This window comes from Flagellimonas iocasae (assembly GCF_042682725.1).
Taxonomy (GTDB): Bacteria; Bacteroidota; Bacteroidia; order Flavobacteriales; family Flavobacteriaceae; genus Flagellimonas; species Flagellimonas iocasae.
This window is the reverse complement of record NZ_JBHUHU010000003.1, coordinates 328,987-344,482: the sequence shown is the minus strand read 5'-3', so window position 1 is coordinate 344,482 and position 15,496 is coordinate 328,987. Positions and strand designations below refer to the sequence as shown.

Genomic DNA, 15,496 nt, shown 5'->3' with positions numbered 1-15,496 from the left:
CCGACACTATGATGCCCAAAATCCTAATCATTGAAGACGATACTTCCTTCTGTCAAATGCTGCAAAAGTTTTTGACCCGGCATGGTTTTGAGGTGTCCATTAGCTATTCCATCAAAGAGGCAGAAGAATATTTGTCAACAACCAAGTTTGATGTAATCCTTTCCGATGTTAGGCTTCCCAAGGGGGATGGTGTTGCACTCATCCCACGTATAAAAGCAGAGTCCTCTAAAACCCAAGTAATTTTAATGACGGGCTACGCCGAGGTGAAAACTGCGGTAAATGCCATGAAAAAAGGCGCATTCGATTATATCTCCAAGCCTTTTACACCTGAAGAGATTCTATCCGTTATACAAAATGCCCTTGAGGCCAAACCCACATCCAAACCAAAAGAAAAGAATGTGCCCCCGAAAGAAGAACGGCAAACCAATTTTTTGGTCGGGGAGAGTGAAAAATCAAAAAAACTGCAGCAATATGTGCAATTGGTGGCTCCAACCAACATGTCCGTTTTATTGACTGGAGAAAGCGGAACAGGGAAGGAAGTCACGGCAAAGTCCATTCATACGGCCAGCAAGCGCAAGGATGAAAAATTTGTGGCCGTGGATTGCGGGGCCATTCCAAAAGAGATTGCCACCAGTGAATTTTTTGGCCATGTTAAAGGAAGTTTTACAGGTGCCATTGAAGATAAAATAGGGCATTTTGAAGCAGCAAATGGAGGAACCCTTTTCCTGGATGAAGTGGGAAACCTTTCCTATGAACACCAAATTCAACTGCTTCGAGCTATTCAGGAGCGAAAAATAAAACGGGTAGGGAGCACCAAAGAAATCAATTTGGATTTAAGAATAATTGCGGCAACCAATGAAAATTTGTTGAAAGCTTCAGAAGAAGGAGATTTTAGGGAAGACCTGTACCATCGTTTAAATGAGTTTTCTATAGAAGTGCCTTCACTGCGTGAGCGGGCTGAGGACATTGTACTGTTTGCGAATTATTTTCTGGACAAATCCAACATAGAATTGGACAAGGAGGTATTGGAGTTTTCGGATGAAGTAAAGCAACTATTTCTGGACTATCCATGGCCTGGAAATCTCAGGGAAATGAAAAACATGATAAAACGAGCTGTTTTGTTTACCGAAGGAGATACTGTTTTGCCACAATCAATTCCTGATGTTGTAGCCAATGGAGCAGGGACAGCTATCGAACAAAACTTTTCAAAATCCGATTATGAAAAGGAACGGATTTTAACTGCGCTGAAACAGACAAATTTCAACAAGACCAAGGCGGCCAAACTGTTGGAAATGACCCGAAAGACGCTCTACAATAAAATCAATCAATATCAGCTGGAAGTTTAGCAAGGTAGCGCTGAACGGCTTTTTCCAGTTTCGTTGTGACCTTCTTTAAGTGGCTGATATCGGAGAAAACCTGCTTGCTCTGGGCATCCCCATTCAAGTGTTCCAAGCGTTCCAAAATGGGAATAATTTCATTAATTTCCAATTGGCGAAACATGGGAAGCATTTTGTGCGATAAGGATTTAATCGCTTCAGTATCGTTTTGCTCTACCGCCGTTGTTATGACCCCTATATTTTTATGGGTACTTTCCATAAAGACTTCTAGAACTTCCTTGACTGCATGGGAATTGTCCAAAAAACCAGAAATACCTTTGGTATTGAATAGATTGGTGGCGGGTTTTGGGACTGCCTCTTTTTCTGGGTTGATGCTATGGTTGCGTTCCGAATGCCCATGCACTTTATTGAGGATATCCATCAAAGATTCCGCAGTGAACGGTTTTTGAAGGACACCAATAAAGCCAGCTTCAATATATGGAGTTTGGTCCTTGACTTTTTGACCGGTCATGGCGATAACAGGTTGGCCTTTGTAGTGGGCAACCCAATGTTGTTTTAGTTTTTCCAACACGCCGAAGCCATCTATTTCTGGCATTTGAATATCTGTTAAGATGGCATTGTATGCCTCAGGAGCAGTTTCCACCAATTTGGAATAGCGGTTGAAGGTGTGTACTTCAATGTGATTGATATGACAGATTTCTTCCAACAATCCCAACATGTTTTCATCATCATCCAGAATGAGTAGTGACAACCGATTTTGAAAAGTCGGCTTTTCTGTATGCCTTGTGGGAACGGACTGCTCCGAAAACTCCAACGGAAGCGAAATGGTAAATGTGCTTCCCTTGTCTTTTTGACTTTCCAATATCAAATCCCCGTTCAAAAGTTCGGTCAGCTTTTTAGATATGGTGAGCCCCAATCCATAACCTCCATATTTCTTTTCGGTTTGGTTTCCTGCTTGGGTGAACTCTTTAAAAATCAATTCCTGTTTTTCCTTTTCGATTCCAATACCGGTATCCGCAACCTTAATAATTACTTTTTTCTCTTTGACATAGCAATCGATTTTTACAAACCCTTCATGCGTAAACTTGAATGCATTGCCAATAATGTTGGTTAGGATTTGGCGGATTCGAAAAGGATCTCCCATCATGGGTCGCTCCAACTCCTCGGCAATGTTCAATTGTAGCTCCACTTCTTTTTTGGAATGGATTTCCTTAAAATGTAGGGCAGTGTCCTCCACAAGGGTGGAAAGCACAAAAGGAACGGTTTCCAAATATATTTTTCCAGCTTCCAGTTTGGAAAAATCCAGCAGGTCATTCACCAAGTTTTCCACGTAACCCGATGCTGATTTCACATTTTTCAGATATTTCTGTTGCTTTTCATTAAGGCCGCTGTGTTCCATCAATTCAGAATAGCCGCTTATCGTATTTAGAGGAGTTCGTAAATCATGGCTTACGGTGGCAATCAATTGCTCCCGACTTTTTAAGATGGACTCGGAGTTTTTCTTTTCCCGCTCCAATTGATCTCGATACCGTTGAATTTTCCAAAAATCCTGCGAAATCAGAAAGGTAAAAAGGATAACGATCAGAAGGCCCAAAACTATTGCTCCGCCTGCCAAGCGTGTACTACGCCTTAAAATCTGTTGTTGTTGCAGATTGTCCCGAAACGCTTTTTGAACAATGTCCCGTTCAAAGGTTGTAATGATACTTCGCATTTTTTGAGAAAGCTCCAAATCTGTTCTATAAATCTGTAGTTCTTTTTGAAACATGGAACGCTCCAAGGCCGCATTCTCCACTTTTGCTTTATTTAAAATGGACTTTGAAACTTGAAGGATGGAATCGATATTATTGGCATTGGTGGTTCCATTGGGGTCTGGAATATTTTTATTGAGAATGGCCACATACTCCCGAATCGACTCTTGATTTTGTGGGGGTAACTGATTAAAATTGGGCACAAAGGTCTCAGGGGTGATTCGGCCCATATCCACTTCCATTTTATGGAAAGCTTCAAGGATGGAATCAATAGAGGTAGAGTTTTCATTCTCCACTTTTAGTTTTCGTAGCTCGGCACTATTATAGACTTTTTGCTGCAACAATTTTTGAACACTGTCCAACTTGGCTGCTTGAGTGCCAGGTGCATTGTCAATCAAAGGTTTTAAAGAATCAATAAGGGAATCAATGGAGTCCACTTTTTGCGCATAAACTTTTAAGTCCTTGGGGTTTTTGGTTTGAAGTGCCAGTTTGGACAGATTCTCAGCTTCATAAAGGTTGGTCAACAGTACATTGGTCTTTACCAACTTTAGGCTGTCGTCTTCTTTGTTTTGTGAAGCCGTATAACTTTTAAATTCAGTGTAGATAAAGGCGGCGGCCAAACAGGCCAATAGCCCCAATACCACATAACTGCTTATAATCTTTAGCGTAAACTTGCCTTTGGATTTATGGTCCATTGTGATCAGTTTATAAAGTATATACGGGTTGAGGTATACCACATAGTTGTTATCAAAAGTTAATTTCTGCGTATTCTTATGAAAAAAGAGGACAGCTACTTACATTTGCGCTCATCTCAAAGGGGTGCTTTTAATCAGTTCTAAGTTCCAAGTTGTAAGTTTTGAGTATCTGAAAAGAAACCTTAAAACTGAAAACCTAAAACTGAAAACTAGGTAAGGCTGAGATTATACCCAATGAACCTGGGCGGGTAATGCTGCCAAGGGATTGCGCTAGGCGCATCTTGGAATTTCTATGTTTCCTTAGAAACAAAAATCAAATAGTAACAAGAATAATGACCCCTTTTATTCGTAAAATTTTTACGGATGAAACCGCTTTATTCAATTATTCAGTGCAAGACCGCAGCACAACAATGCGGCACAACGCGACCGACGAAAAAATGTAAACGTCATCGCTTTAAAAATCTGTTCGCAGCAATGGCCCTCTCAGGGCTGGCACTTGGTGTAAGTGCACAAGAACAGGAAACCGATTCTTTGGAGGGAAAAAAAGTGGTACTGGACGAAGTTCTAGTGCAGGCCATTCGGGTGACCAAGGAGTTTCCCATTACCTTTTCCAATTTAGATCAGGAGGACATCACACCTCGAAACTTGGGGCAGGACGTCCCTATTTTAATGAACTTTTTACCAGCAGTGGTCACTACCTCTGATGCAGGAGCAGGAGTGGGCTACACGGGCATTCGGGTTCGTGGTAGCGATGCCACCCGGGTCAATGTTACCATCAACGGGGTTCCGTACAATGATGCTGAATCGCAGGGGACCTTTTGGGTAAATATGCCCGATTTTGCCTCATCTACCCAAAGCTTGCAATTACAGCGTGGGGTAGGTACTTCAACCAATGGGGCAGCTGCTTTTGGTGCCAGCTTAAACCTGTTGACCGATGCTTTTTCGGAAGAAGCCTATGCGCGGATTTCCTCTTCCGTAGGAAGTTTTAATACACTCCGAAACAACATTAAGTTCAGCACCGGAATCCTGAGTGACCATTTTGAGATATCTGGTCGCTTGTCCCGAATCACTTCGGATGGTTACATCGATCGGGCCCGGTCAGATTTGGATGCCTATTTCCTTCAAGGGGTTTATAGAGACGATAACACCTTGGTTAAAGCATTACTTTTTGGTGGCCATGAAATTACCTACCAAGCATGGGATGGTGTTACGGCCGAGCAGTTGGCTGAAGATAGAACCTTCAATCCAGTGGGGATGTACACCGATGAAAATGGGAATATTCAATTTCATGACAACGAGGTGGATGATTACAAACAAGACCATTTCCAACTCCATTGGAATGAAACCTTAAGCCCCGAATGGAGTACCAATTTGGCATTGCACTACACCCGCGGGCGTGGTTTTTTTGAGCAATACCGGGAAGATGAGGATTTTGGAGACTATGGTTTGGAACCCATCGAACTCGGTGGAGAGACGGTAGAAACCACAGATTTAATTCGAAGAAGATGGCTTGTCAATGACTTTTATGGCACTGTGTTTTCCGCGACTTATAATAAGGACAACCTAAGGTTGATTCTTGGTGGAGGCTATAACGAGTACAAAGGAGATCATTTCGGTGAAATTATTTGGGCTCGATATGCCAGCGATAGCGAAATTGGTGATCGCTATTATGATGACAATTCCAAAAAAACGGATTTCAATGCCTATGCGAAGGCCAATTATCAATTGAACAATCAATGGTCCATTTTTGGTGATTTGCAATACCGCGGAGTCGGATACGAAGCTAATGGTGATGACACCGGATTCGTGGACGATACCTTCAATTTTTTCAATCCAAAAGCTGGCGTTACCTTCGATTTAAATCAAAACAACAATTTCTATCTGTCCTACGCCAGGGCCAATCGGGAGCCGAACCGTAACGATTATGAAAACGGCAGCCCCAAACCTGAAAAGTTGAACGATTTTGAACTGGGGTGGCGTTATGTTTCGTCAGATTTCCAATTGAATACCAACGTCTACTATATGAGATATAAGGACCAATTGGTGCTCACCGGGGAGCTCAATGATGTTGGGGCACCCTTACGTGCCAATGTGGGCGACAGCTATCGTTTGGGATTGGAAGTGGATGCCAGTCTACGATTGGGGAACAAGTTTCGACTACGGCCCAATATTGCCTTGAGTGATAACCGAAACCTCGATTTCTTTTTTCAGCGGGATGGTGCACTTCAAGATTTGGGAAATACCCACATCGCCTATTCGCCCCAAGTGGTTGCTGGCAATGTGTTGACATTTCAGCCCAACCAGAATCTCCAAGTGTCACTATTGTCCAAATTTGTGGGGAAACAGTATATGGGGAACATCGATTCAGAAAATTCAACCTTGGACAGCTATTCCCAAACAGATTTCAACGTTCAATACGTAATTGAAACCGGTTCGTTTGTGAAAAGTATTGTGCTTTCAGGTTTGGTGAACAATATTTTTGATGCTGACATTGTTTCCAACGGCTATTTTTACACCTACGATGATGATTTTTCCAATCCCGGAACCATCACTACTATTGAAGGTGCAGGATATTATCCTCAGGCCGGAGTCAACTTTTTGGTCGGTGCAACCATTAATTTTTAAGCATAATGAGGTAAAAAGACGTCAGTTCGAGTGATATCCTGAAAGAATTTTGTATCGAGAACTGTGTTGACTCAACTATTTTTAATGGGATTCTGTACATTTATAACTTATGACAGAATCCCATTTTCTTTTTTCCAAAGACAAGCCCCTGAGATGGGGTGTAATTGGCTGCGGAAGTGTGGCTGAAAAAAAAAGTGTGCCTGCGTATAGAAAAACTTTGGGTTTTGAAGTGCATTCGGTAATGCGCCGTGACGCAAAGAAGGCCGAAGACTATGCCAAAAGGCACAATGTGGCCAACTGGACCACAGATGCCAAGGCGGTAATTGAAGATCCAAATGTTGATGCTGTTTACATTGCAACACCGCCGGACACCCATAAACTCTACGCGCTTCAAGTAGCAGCAGCAGGAAAACCTTGCTGTATTGAAAAGCCTATGGCTCCCAGTTATCAAGATAGTTTGGAAATTTATGAGGCTTTTGCATCAAAGAAAATTCCGCTTTTTGTGGCCTACTACCGACGGTCATTGCCCCGTTTCCTTCAAATAAAGCAATGGTTGGATGAGAAACAGATAGGTGAGGTGCGACATATCCAGTGGCAAAAGACCAAACCACCCAGTGAAATGGACTTAAGTGGCGAATACAATTGGCGAACAGATAAAATCGTGGCACCCGGAGGTTATTTTGATGATTTGGCCAGTCACGGTCTCGACCTGTTCACTTTTTTATTGGGAGATATCGAGAAGGTTCATGGAGTGGCCACCAACCAACAAGGGTTGTATTCCGCCTATGATGCTATTTCCGGTTCTTGGATGCACACCAATGGAATCACAGGGCAAGGTGTTTGGAATTTTGGTACTCTTGACCGTGTGGACAAAGTTGAAATATTGGGTTCCGAAGGAACCATAACCTTTGCGATACTGGATGAGGCCCCCGTTGAATTAAAAAATTCAAATGGTCACCAAATCTTGGAAATCCTACATCCAGAACATGTGCAACAACATCATGTGGAAAACATCAAAAACCATTTGTTGGGCAATGGCGAACACCCATCATTGGGAAAATCAGCCTTGCACACCAGTTGGGTCATGGACCGAATTCTGGGAGTGATGTAAATCCTACCAGAGCTGATGTACCTCCTTTTTAATGTACTTTTCGTAAATGGCCTTCACCGCCTGATTCTGTTCTGATGTTAGTGAAGGAAGTTCCGTGGCTTCCAAATTAGAATGTAAATGTTCCGATTTTGAGGCACCGGGAATGATGCAGCTGACCTCGGGGAAGTCCAAAATCCAACGCAACGCTACTGGCGCCAAGTTTTTATGATCAGGGAATAGCTTTTTTAACTCTTCCACAGCTTCCAAACCTAATTCAAATGGAATCCCAGAAAACGTTTCGCCTTTGTCAAAAGCAGCACCTTCGCGGTTAAAAAAGCGGTGGTCCTCTTTTTCAAAAGTAGAATTTGATGAAAATTTTCCGGTGAGCAAACCACTGGCCAAAGGCACTCGTACAATGATTCCAACATCCTTTTTCTTGGCCTGTTCAAAAAACAGTTCCGAAGGGCGTTGCCGAAACATATTGAAGATAATCTGAACGGTGGTCACATTGGGATATTCCATTCCTTTTAAGGCTTCCTCGACCTTTTCAACACTTACCCCCAAGTTTTTTATTTTGCCTTCGTCTTTCAATCGGTCAAAAAGCTCAAAGATTTCTGGTCTGTAAAATACTTCTGTGGGCGGACAGTGAAGCTGTATCAGGTCCAAACACTCCAACCCGGAATTTTTAAGACTGTCTTCCACATATTTTCGCAATACTTTCGTGGTATACCCCTCATTAACATGCGGGTTTATTTGCCGTCCACATTTGGTGGCCACATAAATTTCCTCCGACCTGGATTTTACCACTCTGCCTACGGCAGCTTCACTGGCACCAGCTTCGTACACATCGGCCGTGTCTATAAAATTGATTCCGGAGTCAATCGCTTCATTGATAATCTTTTCCGCAAGGGAATCATCAAAACCAGAGCCCCATTTGCCCCCTACTTGCCATGTTCCCAAAGAGATTTCAGAGACGTTAAGTCCAGTTTTTCCAAGTTTTCTGTATTGCATGCTATTATTTTAGTTGGATATGGTTACTATATTTCCACTTTGTGTGGCCCTATAAAAAAGAAGGTCGTAGTATCTTTTGCCATCATTGGGCCGATCCAATTGCTGCCCTGTGAAGAGATTATAAGTGAACCCTTCGCAATCGCAAACCACGTTTTGCCCTTCAATAGTCATGGTGGAGCAATTGTTTGGAGTGTGGTTGGGGCAACTGGCTTCGAAGGCATAATAAGTATCCAAACTGGATTTTATCACAAACGCCCCTCGGGTTCCCACTCCGTTGTTTCCAACATAGACTGGATTTCCTATGATATTGAGCCCACTGTAGAGCGGAAGGTTCAGATTTAAAGCGAACCTGAAATTCACTTCTTGCAAATATGGATTTCTGTTGGTACTATCTGAACTACAGGATATTAGAAGAATAAGTAAGGCGCCGCCCCAAAAGTACTTCATAGTATGGATTTCAATTCATCGCTCCACAAAGTTGAACAAAATTTACCTATATTTGCGTTAAATCCTCGCAAAAAGCCATGCAGGTCATGGTAACCGTAGAGGATTTTTTGTATTTGTAGAGAACGAGACCATTGGGGAAATTTTTTGATTTTCTTCGATGTTCTTTTGCATAAAAACATGACGATATGAGCAAAGTATCTTATTACACTGCGGAAGGATTAAAGAAATTAAGAGAGGAGTTGAACTACCTCAAGGACGTTGAGCGTCCCAAAGCGTCGCAGGCCATTGCTGAGGCGCGAGACAAAGGGGATTTGTCTGAAAATGCGGAATATGATGCCGCTAAAGAGGCTCAAGGTCTATTGGAAATGAAGATTTCGAAAATGGAGGAAACGTTGTCCAATGCCAGATTAATTGACGAGTCTCAGTTGGATACATCAAAAATATTGGTGCTTTCCACCGTAAAATTGAAAAACCAAGCCAATGGTATGCAAATGAAATATACCTTGGTCGCCGAAAGTGAAGCGGATTTAAAAACCGGAAAAATATCGGTAACCTCACCCATAGGAAAAGGGCTGTTGGGAAAATCCGTAGGTGATGTGGCCGAAATCAAAGTGCCCAACGGAACGTTAAAGTTGGAGATTTTGGAGATCAGCCGTAACTAAACGTGTAGAGAATGTCTATATTTAGTCCTGTCACGCGACAGGATTTTTTATTTTAAACCAAACCAACATGCCAAGTATTTTCACCAAGATCATCAACGGAGAAATTCCGTGCTATAAGATAGCTGAGGATGATGATAATTTCGCTTTTTTGGACATCAATCCCAACTCAAAAGGACATACGCTTTGCGTTCCCAAGAAAGAGGTGGACAAAATTTTGGATTTGGATGAGGCGTCTTACATGAAACTTATGGCTTTTTCCAGAAAAGTGGGGAAGGCGATTGAGGCAGCTGTTGACTGCAAACGTGTGGGGATGACGGTTATTGGGTTGGAAGTGCCCCATGTTCATGTGCATTTAATTCCACTGCATACGATGAAAAATGCCACGTTTCAGCATAAAGAAAGCTTAGAGGCCAAAGAATTTGAAGCTATAGCCAGTAAAATTAAACAGCAACTTAAATAACGCCCTCCAAATAGAAGTAAATCCCCGCCGCTACTAGGCACAAGATCAAAATAAGAAGGATAAAAAAGAGCATGGTAAACCGTACCGAAGGTCGGTCTGGGCGCACCAGTTTGTTGTAGTAATCAAAGACCCGTTCAATGTCGGGGGTCCAGTTTACCGGATAAATGATGGAATGGCACTTTTTGCACTTAATCTCATGCGTAACCTCGCCGGTAGTACGGTGATAAAATGGATTTAAGGTGTGTTTTTGGTAAAAGGTAAGCTTCAATTCTTGGTTATAACACTCGGGGCAGTTATTCGTGATGTCGGCATCCTTGATTACAATTTTCTTTTCCTTTGACATGGTGCACTATTCATTTTGCTCTTAGCGTAATTTGCATGATTGTTCCTTCTTTGCTGGACGAAAGTACTTTAATTTTTCCTTTGTGGTACTCTTCCACAATTCTTTTTACCAACGAAAGACCCAATCCCCACCCTCTTTTTTTGGAAGTTACTCCAGGACTGAAGATGTTCTGAAAATCACTTTTTGGGATACCGTGCCCCGTATCCGAAACTAAGATATTAACATTTTGGCCTTTTTTATCTATTTGGATGGCAATATTTCCCTTTCCCTTCATGGCGTCGATCCCATTTTTTACCAGATTTTCTATGCTCCAGTTATAAAGAGGAGGGTTCAGGAGCACATAAAGCTCATCCACATTGGAGCTGAAAGAAAAATGTATCAACTTGGAGCTACGCTTCTTTAAATATTCATACGCTTTTTTGGTTTCCTCCACAATATCATGCACTTCCAGATCTGGGATAGATCCTATTTTGGAAAACCGTTCCGTTATGGTCTGAAGACGATCTATATCCTTGGCAATTTCAACGGTAATGTCTGGATTGATTTTCTCTGACTTCAACAACTCGTTCCAACCCAAAAGTGAGGTCAACGGAGTGCCAATTTGGTGGGCTGTCTCCTTAGCCATTCCCGCCCAAAGCTTATTTTGTTCCGATGCTTTATTGGTCCGGAAGAAAAAGAAAATGACCGCTCCAAACAAGAAAATGATAAGCAAGAGGGCCAAGGGGTAGAACTTTAATTTGTTCAATACTTCGGAATTTCCATAATACAACGTTTCCAAAAGCTCCCCATCCTGAATAATCTGTATAGGTTCATTTTCATTTTGAAACTGCTCTATCTTGTTTTGGATATATAGGCTGTCGGCAATCTTTTCCTGTGGAATGTTGTGTGTTTTGTACGATCCTTCTTCGTTCACCAAAATCATGGGAGTGGAGGTGTTGTTACCCATTACCTTTAAGGTGAGGTTCCCCAATTCTTGATCCACGGAAGATTGGATGAGTTCGGATTGGGCAGTGGCCCATATTTCCATTTTTAGGCGTTCCTCCTCCTTGAACTTTTTAAAAAAACTGTTGGTGTTCCACAAAATCAAGCTAACAATGATGAATGCCGAAACCAGCAGGGTAATATTGGAAGCTTTCCGTTTGGGATTAAAGTTCATTTTTTGGCAGAATTGTGATTAAAGATAGCGGAAAATGGAAAATATGTTGATACTTCGTGATAAACTTGGGTTTCCTTTGGACATCATTTTATGTACATTTGAAATTCATTGAAAATTAGCATACATGGAAGTTCAGGGAAGAATAAAAATGATAGATGAGACCAAAACGTATGGGAACAATGGTTTCCGAAAAAGAGAAATGGTCGTTACCACAGAAGAACAATATCCACAGCATATCTTGGTGGAGTTTGTCCAAGATAAATGTGATTTACTGAACAATTTCAGTGTAGGGCAAATGGTAAAAGTCAGTATCAACCTTAGAGGGAGGGAATGGGTAAACCCACAGGGTGAGACCAAATATTTTAATTCCATCCAAGGATGGCGTGTTGAAAATCTTCAACCCGAGGGTAGCGCTGACAACATGCCTCCGGTTCCACCCATGGAAGCCTTTGAGCCAGTGGATGACCTCAATGAGGAAGACCACGACGATCTACCTTTTTAATGGAATAACTTCCCTATTATTTTAAAAGTCGCTCTTTTGGCTGTCGAATACGTTGACCAAGACAGGATTCCTTTTTCTTGTTTCGAATCCGTATTTTAGTAAAAATTGCGCTTTGGAAAATAACAGGAATTATTTCCCCCTTCACTTTTTAGGGGACCGATTGGAATTCCCGCCGGTTGAAACAGCAAATGAAGATGGGCTGTTGGCGGTTGGGGGTGATTTATCCCCAGAGCGATTGCTGCTGGCCTATAAAAGTGGCATTTTTCCTTGGTTTAATGATGATGCGCTCATTTTATGGTGGAGCCCAGACCCGCGAATGGTGCTTTTTCCGAAAAAAGTAAAAGTGTCCAAAAGCATGCGTAAAGTTTTGCGCGATGGGTCCTTCAAATTGACCCAAAACACCTGTTTTGATGAAGTAATTGAGCAGTGCGCCTTTGTGGAGCGCAAAGGACAGGATGGTACTTGGATCACATCAAAAATGAAAGCTGCTTACGCTGAGCTACATAAAAAAGGTTTCGCTCGATCATACGAGGTGTGGGAGAATAACAACTTAGTTGGAGGTCTATATGGGGTGGATTTAGGGGATGTGTTTTGTGGCGAGAGCATGTTCAGTCTTCAGCCCAATGCCTCAAAATTTGCATTTATTAAAATGGCCCAGGAATTGGATGAAAAAGGGTATCGCTTTATCGATTGTCAGGTTCATACCGATCATTTGGAAAGCTTGGGAGCTGAATTGATTCCCCGTAAAAGATTTATGGAGTTGTTATAGGATTGCAGGTGTTGTGATTAAAATAATTCCTGCACCTTCAAGAAATGGCCTTCCGCGTTGAACAATGCATCATAAGAATGTGACTTGCCCGCTGTTTTATCAGAAAAAGTGATTTTATAGTTAATGTTGGGTAGCATCAAATTTTGAAAGGCATCATGCACGGTCTTTTCTGGATTGTTATCAACCAGTGGATGTTGCTGCTGTATTTTCTTGACACGCAACTTTGGATATTTTAGGTCGAGGTAATTTTTGATAGTGTACCAGGTGTCCTCTGGGATGTCATTTTCATTAATTCTAAACTCCACATCTTCTAATTCTCCGCCGGCATTGAATTCTACACTATAGTGTAATCTTCCTTTTTTGAATTTAGCCTCAAAGCCTTTCTTTACACTATCCGTCTTTTGATAGAACCGAACACGCTTGGCGTTTTCCAAATAATCTTTGATGAGGGCAAAAGCATTTTCAGGAAAAGACTCTTTTTTAATTCTAGACTCTTGGTCGTACTTGTTTTGTGCGATCGCAATCTGAAAAGAGCACAGACAGCCTATAAAAATGAGGCTATACCTGATCATATCTAAAACAATGAATTTCGTGATCGTTTACCATACCAGTTGCCTGCATATGGGCATAAATCACCGTGCTACCCACAAACTTGAATCCGCGCTTTTTTAGATCTTTGCTGATGACATCAGAGAGTTCGGTGGTTGCAGGGGCATGTTTGTAATTTTCTAATGAGTTTTTGATGGGTTTTCCGTCCACAAAACCCCAAATGTAGTCACTGAAACTTCCAAACTCTTGCTGGATGTCCATAAAAGCCTTGGCATTGGAAACCGTTGCATGTACCTTTAGTTTATTACGAATGATACCAGGATTTTGGAGGAGCTCATCAACTTTATCCTGATTGTATGCAGCAATCTTTTTATAATCAAAATGGTCAAAAGCCTCCCTGAAGTTTTCCCGTTTTCGGAGAATGGTGATCCAACTTAGCCCAGCCTGAAACGTTTCCAATATCAAAAACTCAAACAGCGTGTCATCATCTTTAACAGGAACGCCCCATTCCAAATCGTGATAGGCTTCATAGAGTGGGTCGCCAACACACCAACCACATCGATGTTTATCCATAGTGAAAATTTTGGCTAAAGTTAGGAGAACTTCTGAAGAACGGAAAAGTATCCGACAAAATCCGTCCAATGGAAAGGTGTAAGGTTTTCCAATGCTTTGCAACAAATGACAAAAGTCAGCAGATTGGCTGTTTTTGAAGGATAAATTTGCGGAAAGAAGTTTTATGGAACTAATGGAAAAACACACACAGGAAGATAAGTCCACATTGGTGCAACAGGGCATTTCCATGGGAATGGATTATGAAAAATACAGGGATTTGGTGCATCATTTGGTGGAAATAGGGCAGACAACGGGCCATCTTAAAACGGAGGCCAATGTTCACTATACCCAACTCAACGATCGTAGAATGAAGCGATGGGACAAAACCTTTTCAATTCCTGAAGTGATTCAAGAAAAAATTGCCCGTTTGGAATCGCAATTTCAGTTTTTGGCCATTACCGAAAGTTGGTGTGGGGATGCGGCACATAGTATGCCTATCGTCAACAAGATTGCTGAACTCAATCCAAATATCGATTACAAAATTGTGCTAAGGGACGAAGTTCCTGAAATCATGGACACCTTTTTGACCAACGAAGCCCGTTCCATTCCCAAGGTGATTCTATGGGACAAAACTAATGGTGAAATTGTTGGGGAGTGGGGTCCAAGACCTCGAGTAGCCACTGAAATGGTGGAAGCCTACAAAAAGGAACATGGAAAACTTACCCCGGAGTTTAAACAGGACCTTCAGGTGTGGTACAACAAAGACAAAGGAGAAGGTATTTTAAAGGATATTTTGGATTTACTTCCCTTGGAATAGGTAGGTAATGGTTCCAATTTGTGTTGCTTTGGAATCGGAACTAAACCTAGCTTTGAGTGCATATTCGATGGCATTGTCCACCAAACAACCGTTGCTGGTTCCAGAGCTTTTATCATTAAAAGTAGCTTCGGTAACGTAGCCGTTATCGTCCACTTTTATATTGATAACCACTTTGCCGCCCTCAATACAGGTGTAAATTGGAGGTGGTAGGTAGTATGCATTTCGTTCCACCAAGGAATAGGAGATGGAGGTGCGTCTCTCTTTTTGAAAATGGGTAAACTCCTCTTTCTGTGCATCGCGCTCGCCCAACTTTTGCTTTTTTTCATCACGTTGGGCCTTCAATTGTTTCAACTGTTCTGAGAAATTACTGTCTCCTGAATATTCACCCTCTTCACTGTTCATGGCGCGCTCCTCAATCAATTCCTCTAGGGTTTTGAGAGGTTCCGGGTTACCAACGGAGGGTTTTGCGGTTTCGTTAAACGCCATATGACTTTTTATGGGGTCATTATTGGCCAATTCTTCCAAACGTTCCTCTTCCTGTTCCAACAACTCCTCAATATCCTCATCCGCCAAACTCATTTCAATAACATACTCTTCCTCTTGCATGCCCCCAAGGTGAATGTTGAATAACAACAAAACCACAATAGACATCGAGAAGAATGTTATTAGCAGTGATAATTGGTTTCTATTAAGATTAAGGTTCATGGTTCTAGTATAACCGCTTTTTTTCAAA

16 protein-coding genes are annotated in these 15,496 nt (G+C 41.9%); 8 read left to right on the top strand and 8 right to left on the bottom strand.

All coding sequences use genetic code 11. The features are described from left to right. Positions 1-11 precede the first annotated feature (11 nt). Positions 12-1,346, top strand: a complete 1,335-nt coding sequence (locus ACFSJE_RS08795; protein ID WP_379831547.1) for a sigma-54-dependent transcriptional regulator — start codon at positions 12-14, stop codon at positions 1,344-1,346. Here the strand turns inward: ACFSJE_RS08795 and ACFSJE_RS08790 are convergent. After that, positions 1,321-3,780, bottom strand: coding sequence for an ATP-binding response regulator (locus tag ACFSJE_RS08790; RefSeq protein ID WP_379830619.1), 2,460 nt, complete (start codon positions 3,778-3,780; stop codon positions 1,321-1,323). The genes ACFSJE_RS08795 and ACFSJE_RS08790 overlap by 26 nt on opposite strands. 474 nt (positions 3,781-4,254) lie before the next feature. Here ACFSJE_RS08790 and ACFSJE_RS08785 point away from each other — a divergent pair, with 474 nt between their 5' ends. Further along, positions 4,255-6,405 (top strand): TonB-dependent receptor, encoded by a 2,151-nt coding sequence (locus ACFSJE_RS08785; protein WP_379830618.1) that lies wholly within the window; start codon positions 4,255-4,257, stop codon positions 6,403-6,405. Between the two features lie 109 nt (positions 6,406-6,514). Beyond that, positions 6,515-7,516 carry a Gfo/Idh/MocA family protein gene (locus ACFSJE_RS08780; RefSeq protein ID WP_379830617.1) on the top strand — a complete coding sequence of 334 codons (1,002 nt, stop codon included), beginning with the start codon at positions 6,515-6,517 and terminating at the stop codon, positions 7,514-7,516. Between the two features lie 3 nt (positions 7,517-7,519). Here ACFSJE_RS08780 and ACFSJE_RS08775 read toward each other — a convergent pair whose 3' ends face one another. Continuing rightward, positions 7,520-8,506 (bottom strand): aldo/keto reductase, encoded by a 987-nt coding sequence (locus ACFSJE_RS08775; RefSeq protein WP_379830616.1) that lies wholly within the window; start codon positions 8,504-8,506, stop codon positions 7,520-7,522. Positions 8,507-8,515: 9 nt separating this feature from the next. Further along, the gene (locus ACFSJE_RS08770; protein WP_379830615.1) at positions 8,516-8,953 is read right to left on the bottom strand and encodes a Rieske (2Fe-2S) protein; all 438 of its coding nucleotides are present in this window, start codon (positions 8,951-8,953) and stop codon (positions 8,516-8,518) included. Between the two features lie 185 nt (positions 8,954-9,138). Here ACFSJE_RS08770 and greA point away from each other — a divergent pair, with 185 nt between their 5' ends. Together greA and ACFSJE_RS08760 are read left to right on the top strand one after the other, a co-directional pair. After that, entirely contained in the window at positions 9,139-9,615 is a 477-nt protein-coding gene (gene greA, locus ACFSJE_RS08765; protein ID WP_379830614.1) for a transcription elongation factor GreA, read from the top strand. Between the two features lie 67 nt (positions 9,616-9,682). After that, positions 9,683-10,075, top strand: coding sequence for an HIT family protein (locus ACFSJE_RS08760; RefSeq protein WP_379830613.1), 393 nt, complete (start codon positions 9,683-9,685; stop codon positions 10,073-10,075). Here the strand turns inward: ACFSJE_RS08760 and ACFSJE_RS08755 are convergent. Both ACFSJE_RS08755 and ACFSJE_RS08750 read right to left on the bottom strand, forming a co-directional pair. After that, entirely contained in the window at positions 10,068-10,418 is a 351-nt protein-coding gene (locus tag ACFSJE_RS08755; RefSeq protein ID WP_379830612.1) for a hypothetical protein, read from the bottom strand. The two genes, ACFSJE_RS08760 and ACFSJE_RS08755, sit on opposite strands and share 8 nt — an antisense overlap. Positions 10,419-10,428: 10 nt before the next feature. Further along, positions 10,429-11,574, bottom strand: a complete 1,146-nt coding sequence (locus ACFSJE_RS08750) for a sensor histidine kinase (protein WP_379830611.1) — start codon at positions 11,572-11,574, stop codon at positions 10,429-10,431. Positions 11,575-11,698: 124 nt separating this feature from the next. Between ACFSJE_RS08750 and ACFSJE_RS08745 the strand changes: the two genes are divergently transcribed. Together ACFSJE_RS08745 and aat are read left to right on the top strand one after the other, a co-directional pair. After that, on the top strand, positions 11,699-12,076 hold the full coding sequence (locus ACFSJE_RS08745) for a DUF3127 domain-containing protein (protein WP_379830610.1): 378 nt from the start codon (positions 11,699-11,701) through the stop codon (positions 12,074-12,076). Positions 12,077-12,188: 112 nt separating this feature from the next. Continuing rightward, a complete protein-coding gene (gene aat, locus ACFSJE_RS08740) occupies positions 12,189-12,845 on the top strand; it encodes a leucyl/phenylalanyl-tRNA--protein transferase (protein WP_379830609.1) in 657 nt (218 codons plus the stop codon). A gap of 17 nt (positions 12,846-12,862) precedes the next feature. On the opposite strand, the gene ACFSJE_RS08735 is transcribed toward aat, so the two are convergent. Next, positions 12,863-13,417 (bottom strand): hypothetical protein, encoded by a 555-nt coding sequence (locus ACFSJE_RS08735; protein ID WP_379830608.1) that lies wholly within the window; start codon positions 13,415-13,417, stop codon positions 12,863-12,865. Continuing rightward, positions 13,404-13,967: a DNA-3-methyladenine glycosylase I gene (locus ACFSJE_RS08730; protein ID WP_379830607.1), complete on the bottom strand. Its 564-nt coding sequence runs from the start codon at positions 13,965-13,967 to the stop codon at positions 13,404-13,406. Before ACFSJE_RS08730 ends, ACFSJE_RS08735 begins: the two co-directional genes overlap by 14 nt. Positions 13,968-14,100: 133 nt before the next feature. On the opposite strand from ACFSJE_RS08730, the gene ACFSJE_RS08725 reads away from it, so the two are divergent. Next, positions 14,101-14,763, top strand: coding sequence for a thioredoxin family protein (locus tag ACFSJE_RS08725; protein ID WP_379830606.1), 663 nt, complete (start codon positions 14,101-14,103; stop codon positions 14,761-14,763). Here ACFSJE_RS08725 and ACFSJE_RS08720 read toward each other — a convergent pair. Further along, on the bottom strand, positions 14,746-15,414 hold the full coding sequence (locus ACFSJE_RS08720; protein WP_379830605.1) for a hypothetical protein: 669 nt from the start codon (positions 15,412-15,414) through the stop codon (positions 14,746-14,748). The genes ACFSJE_RS08725 and ACFSJE_RS08720 overlap by 18 nt on opposite strands. Positions 15,415-15,496: the final 82 nt, after the last annotated feature.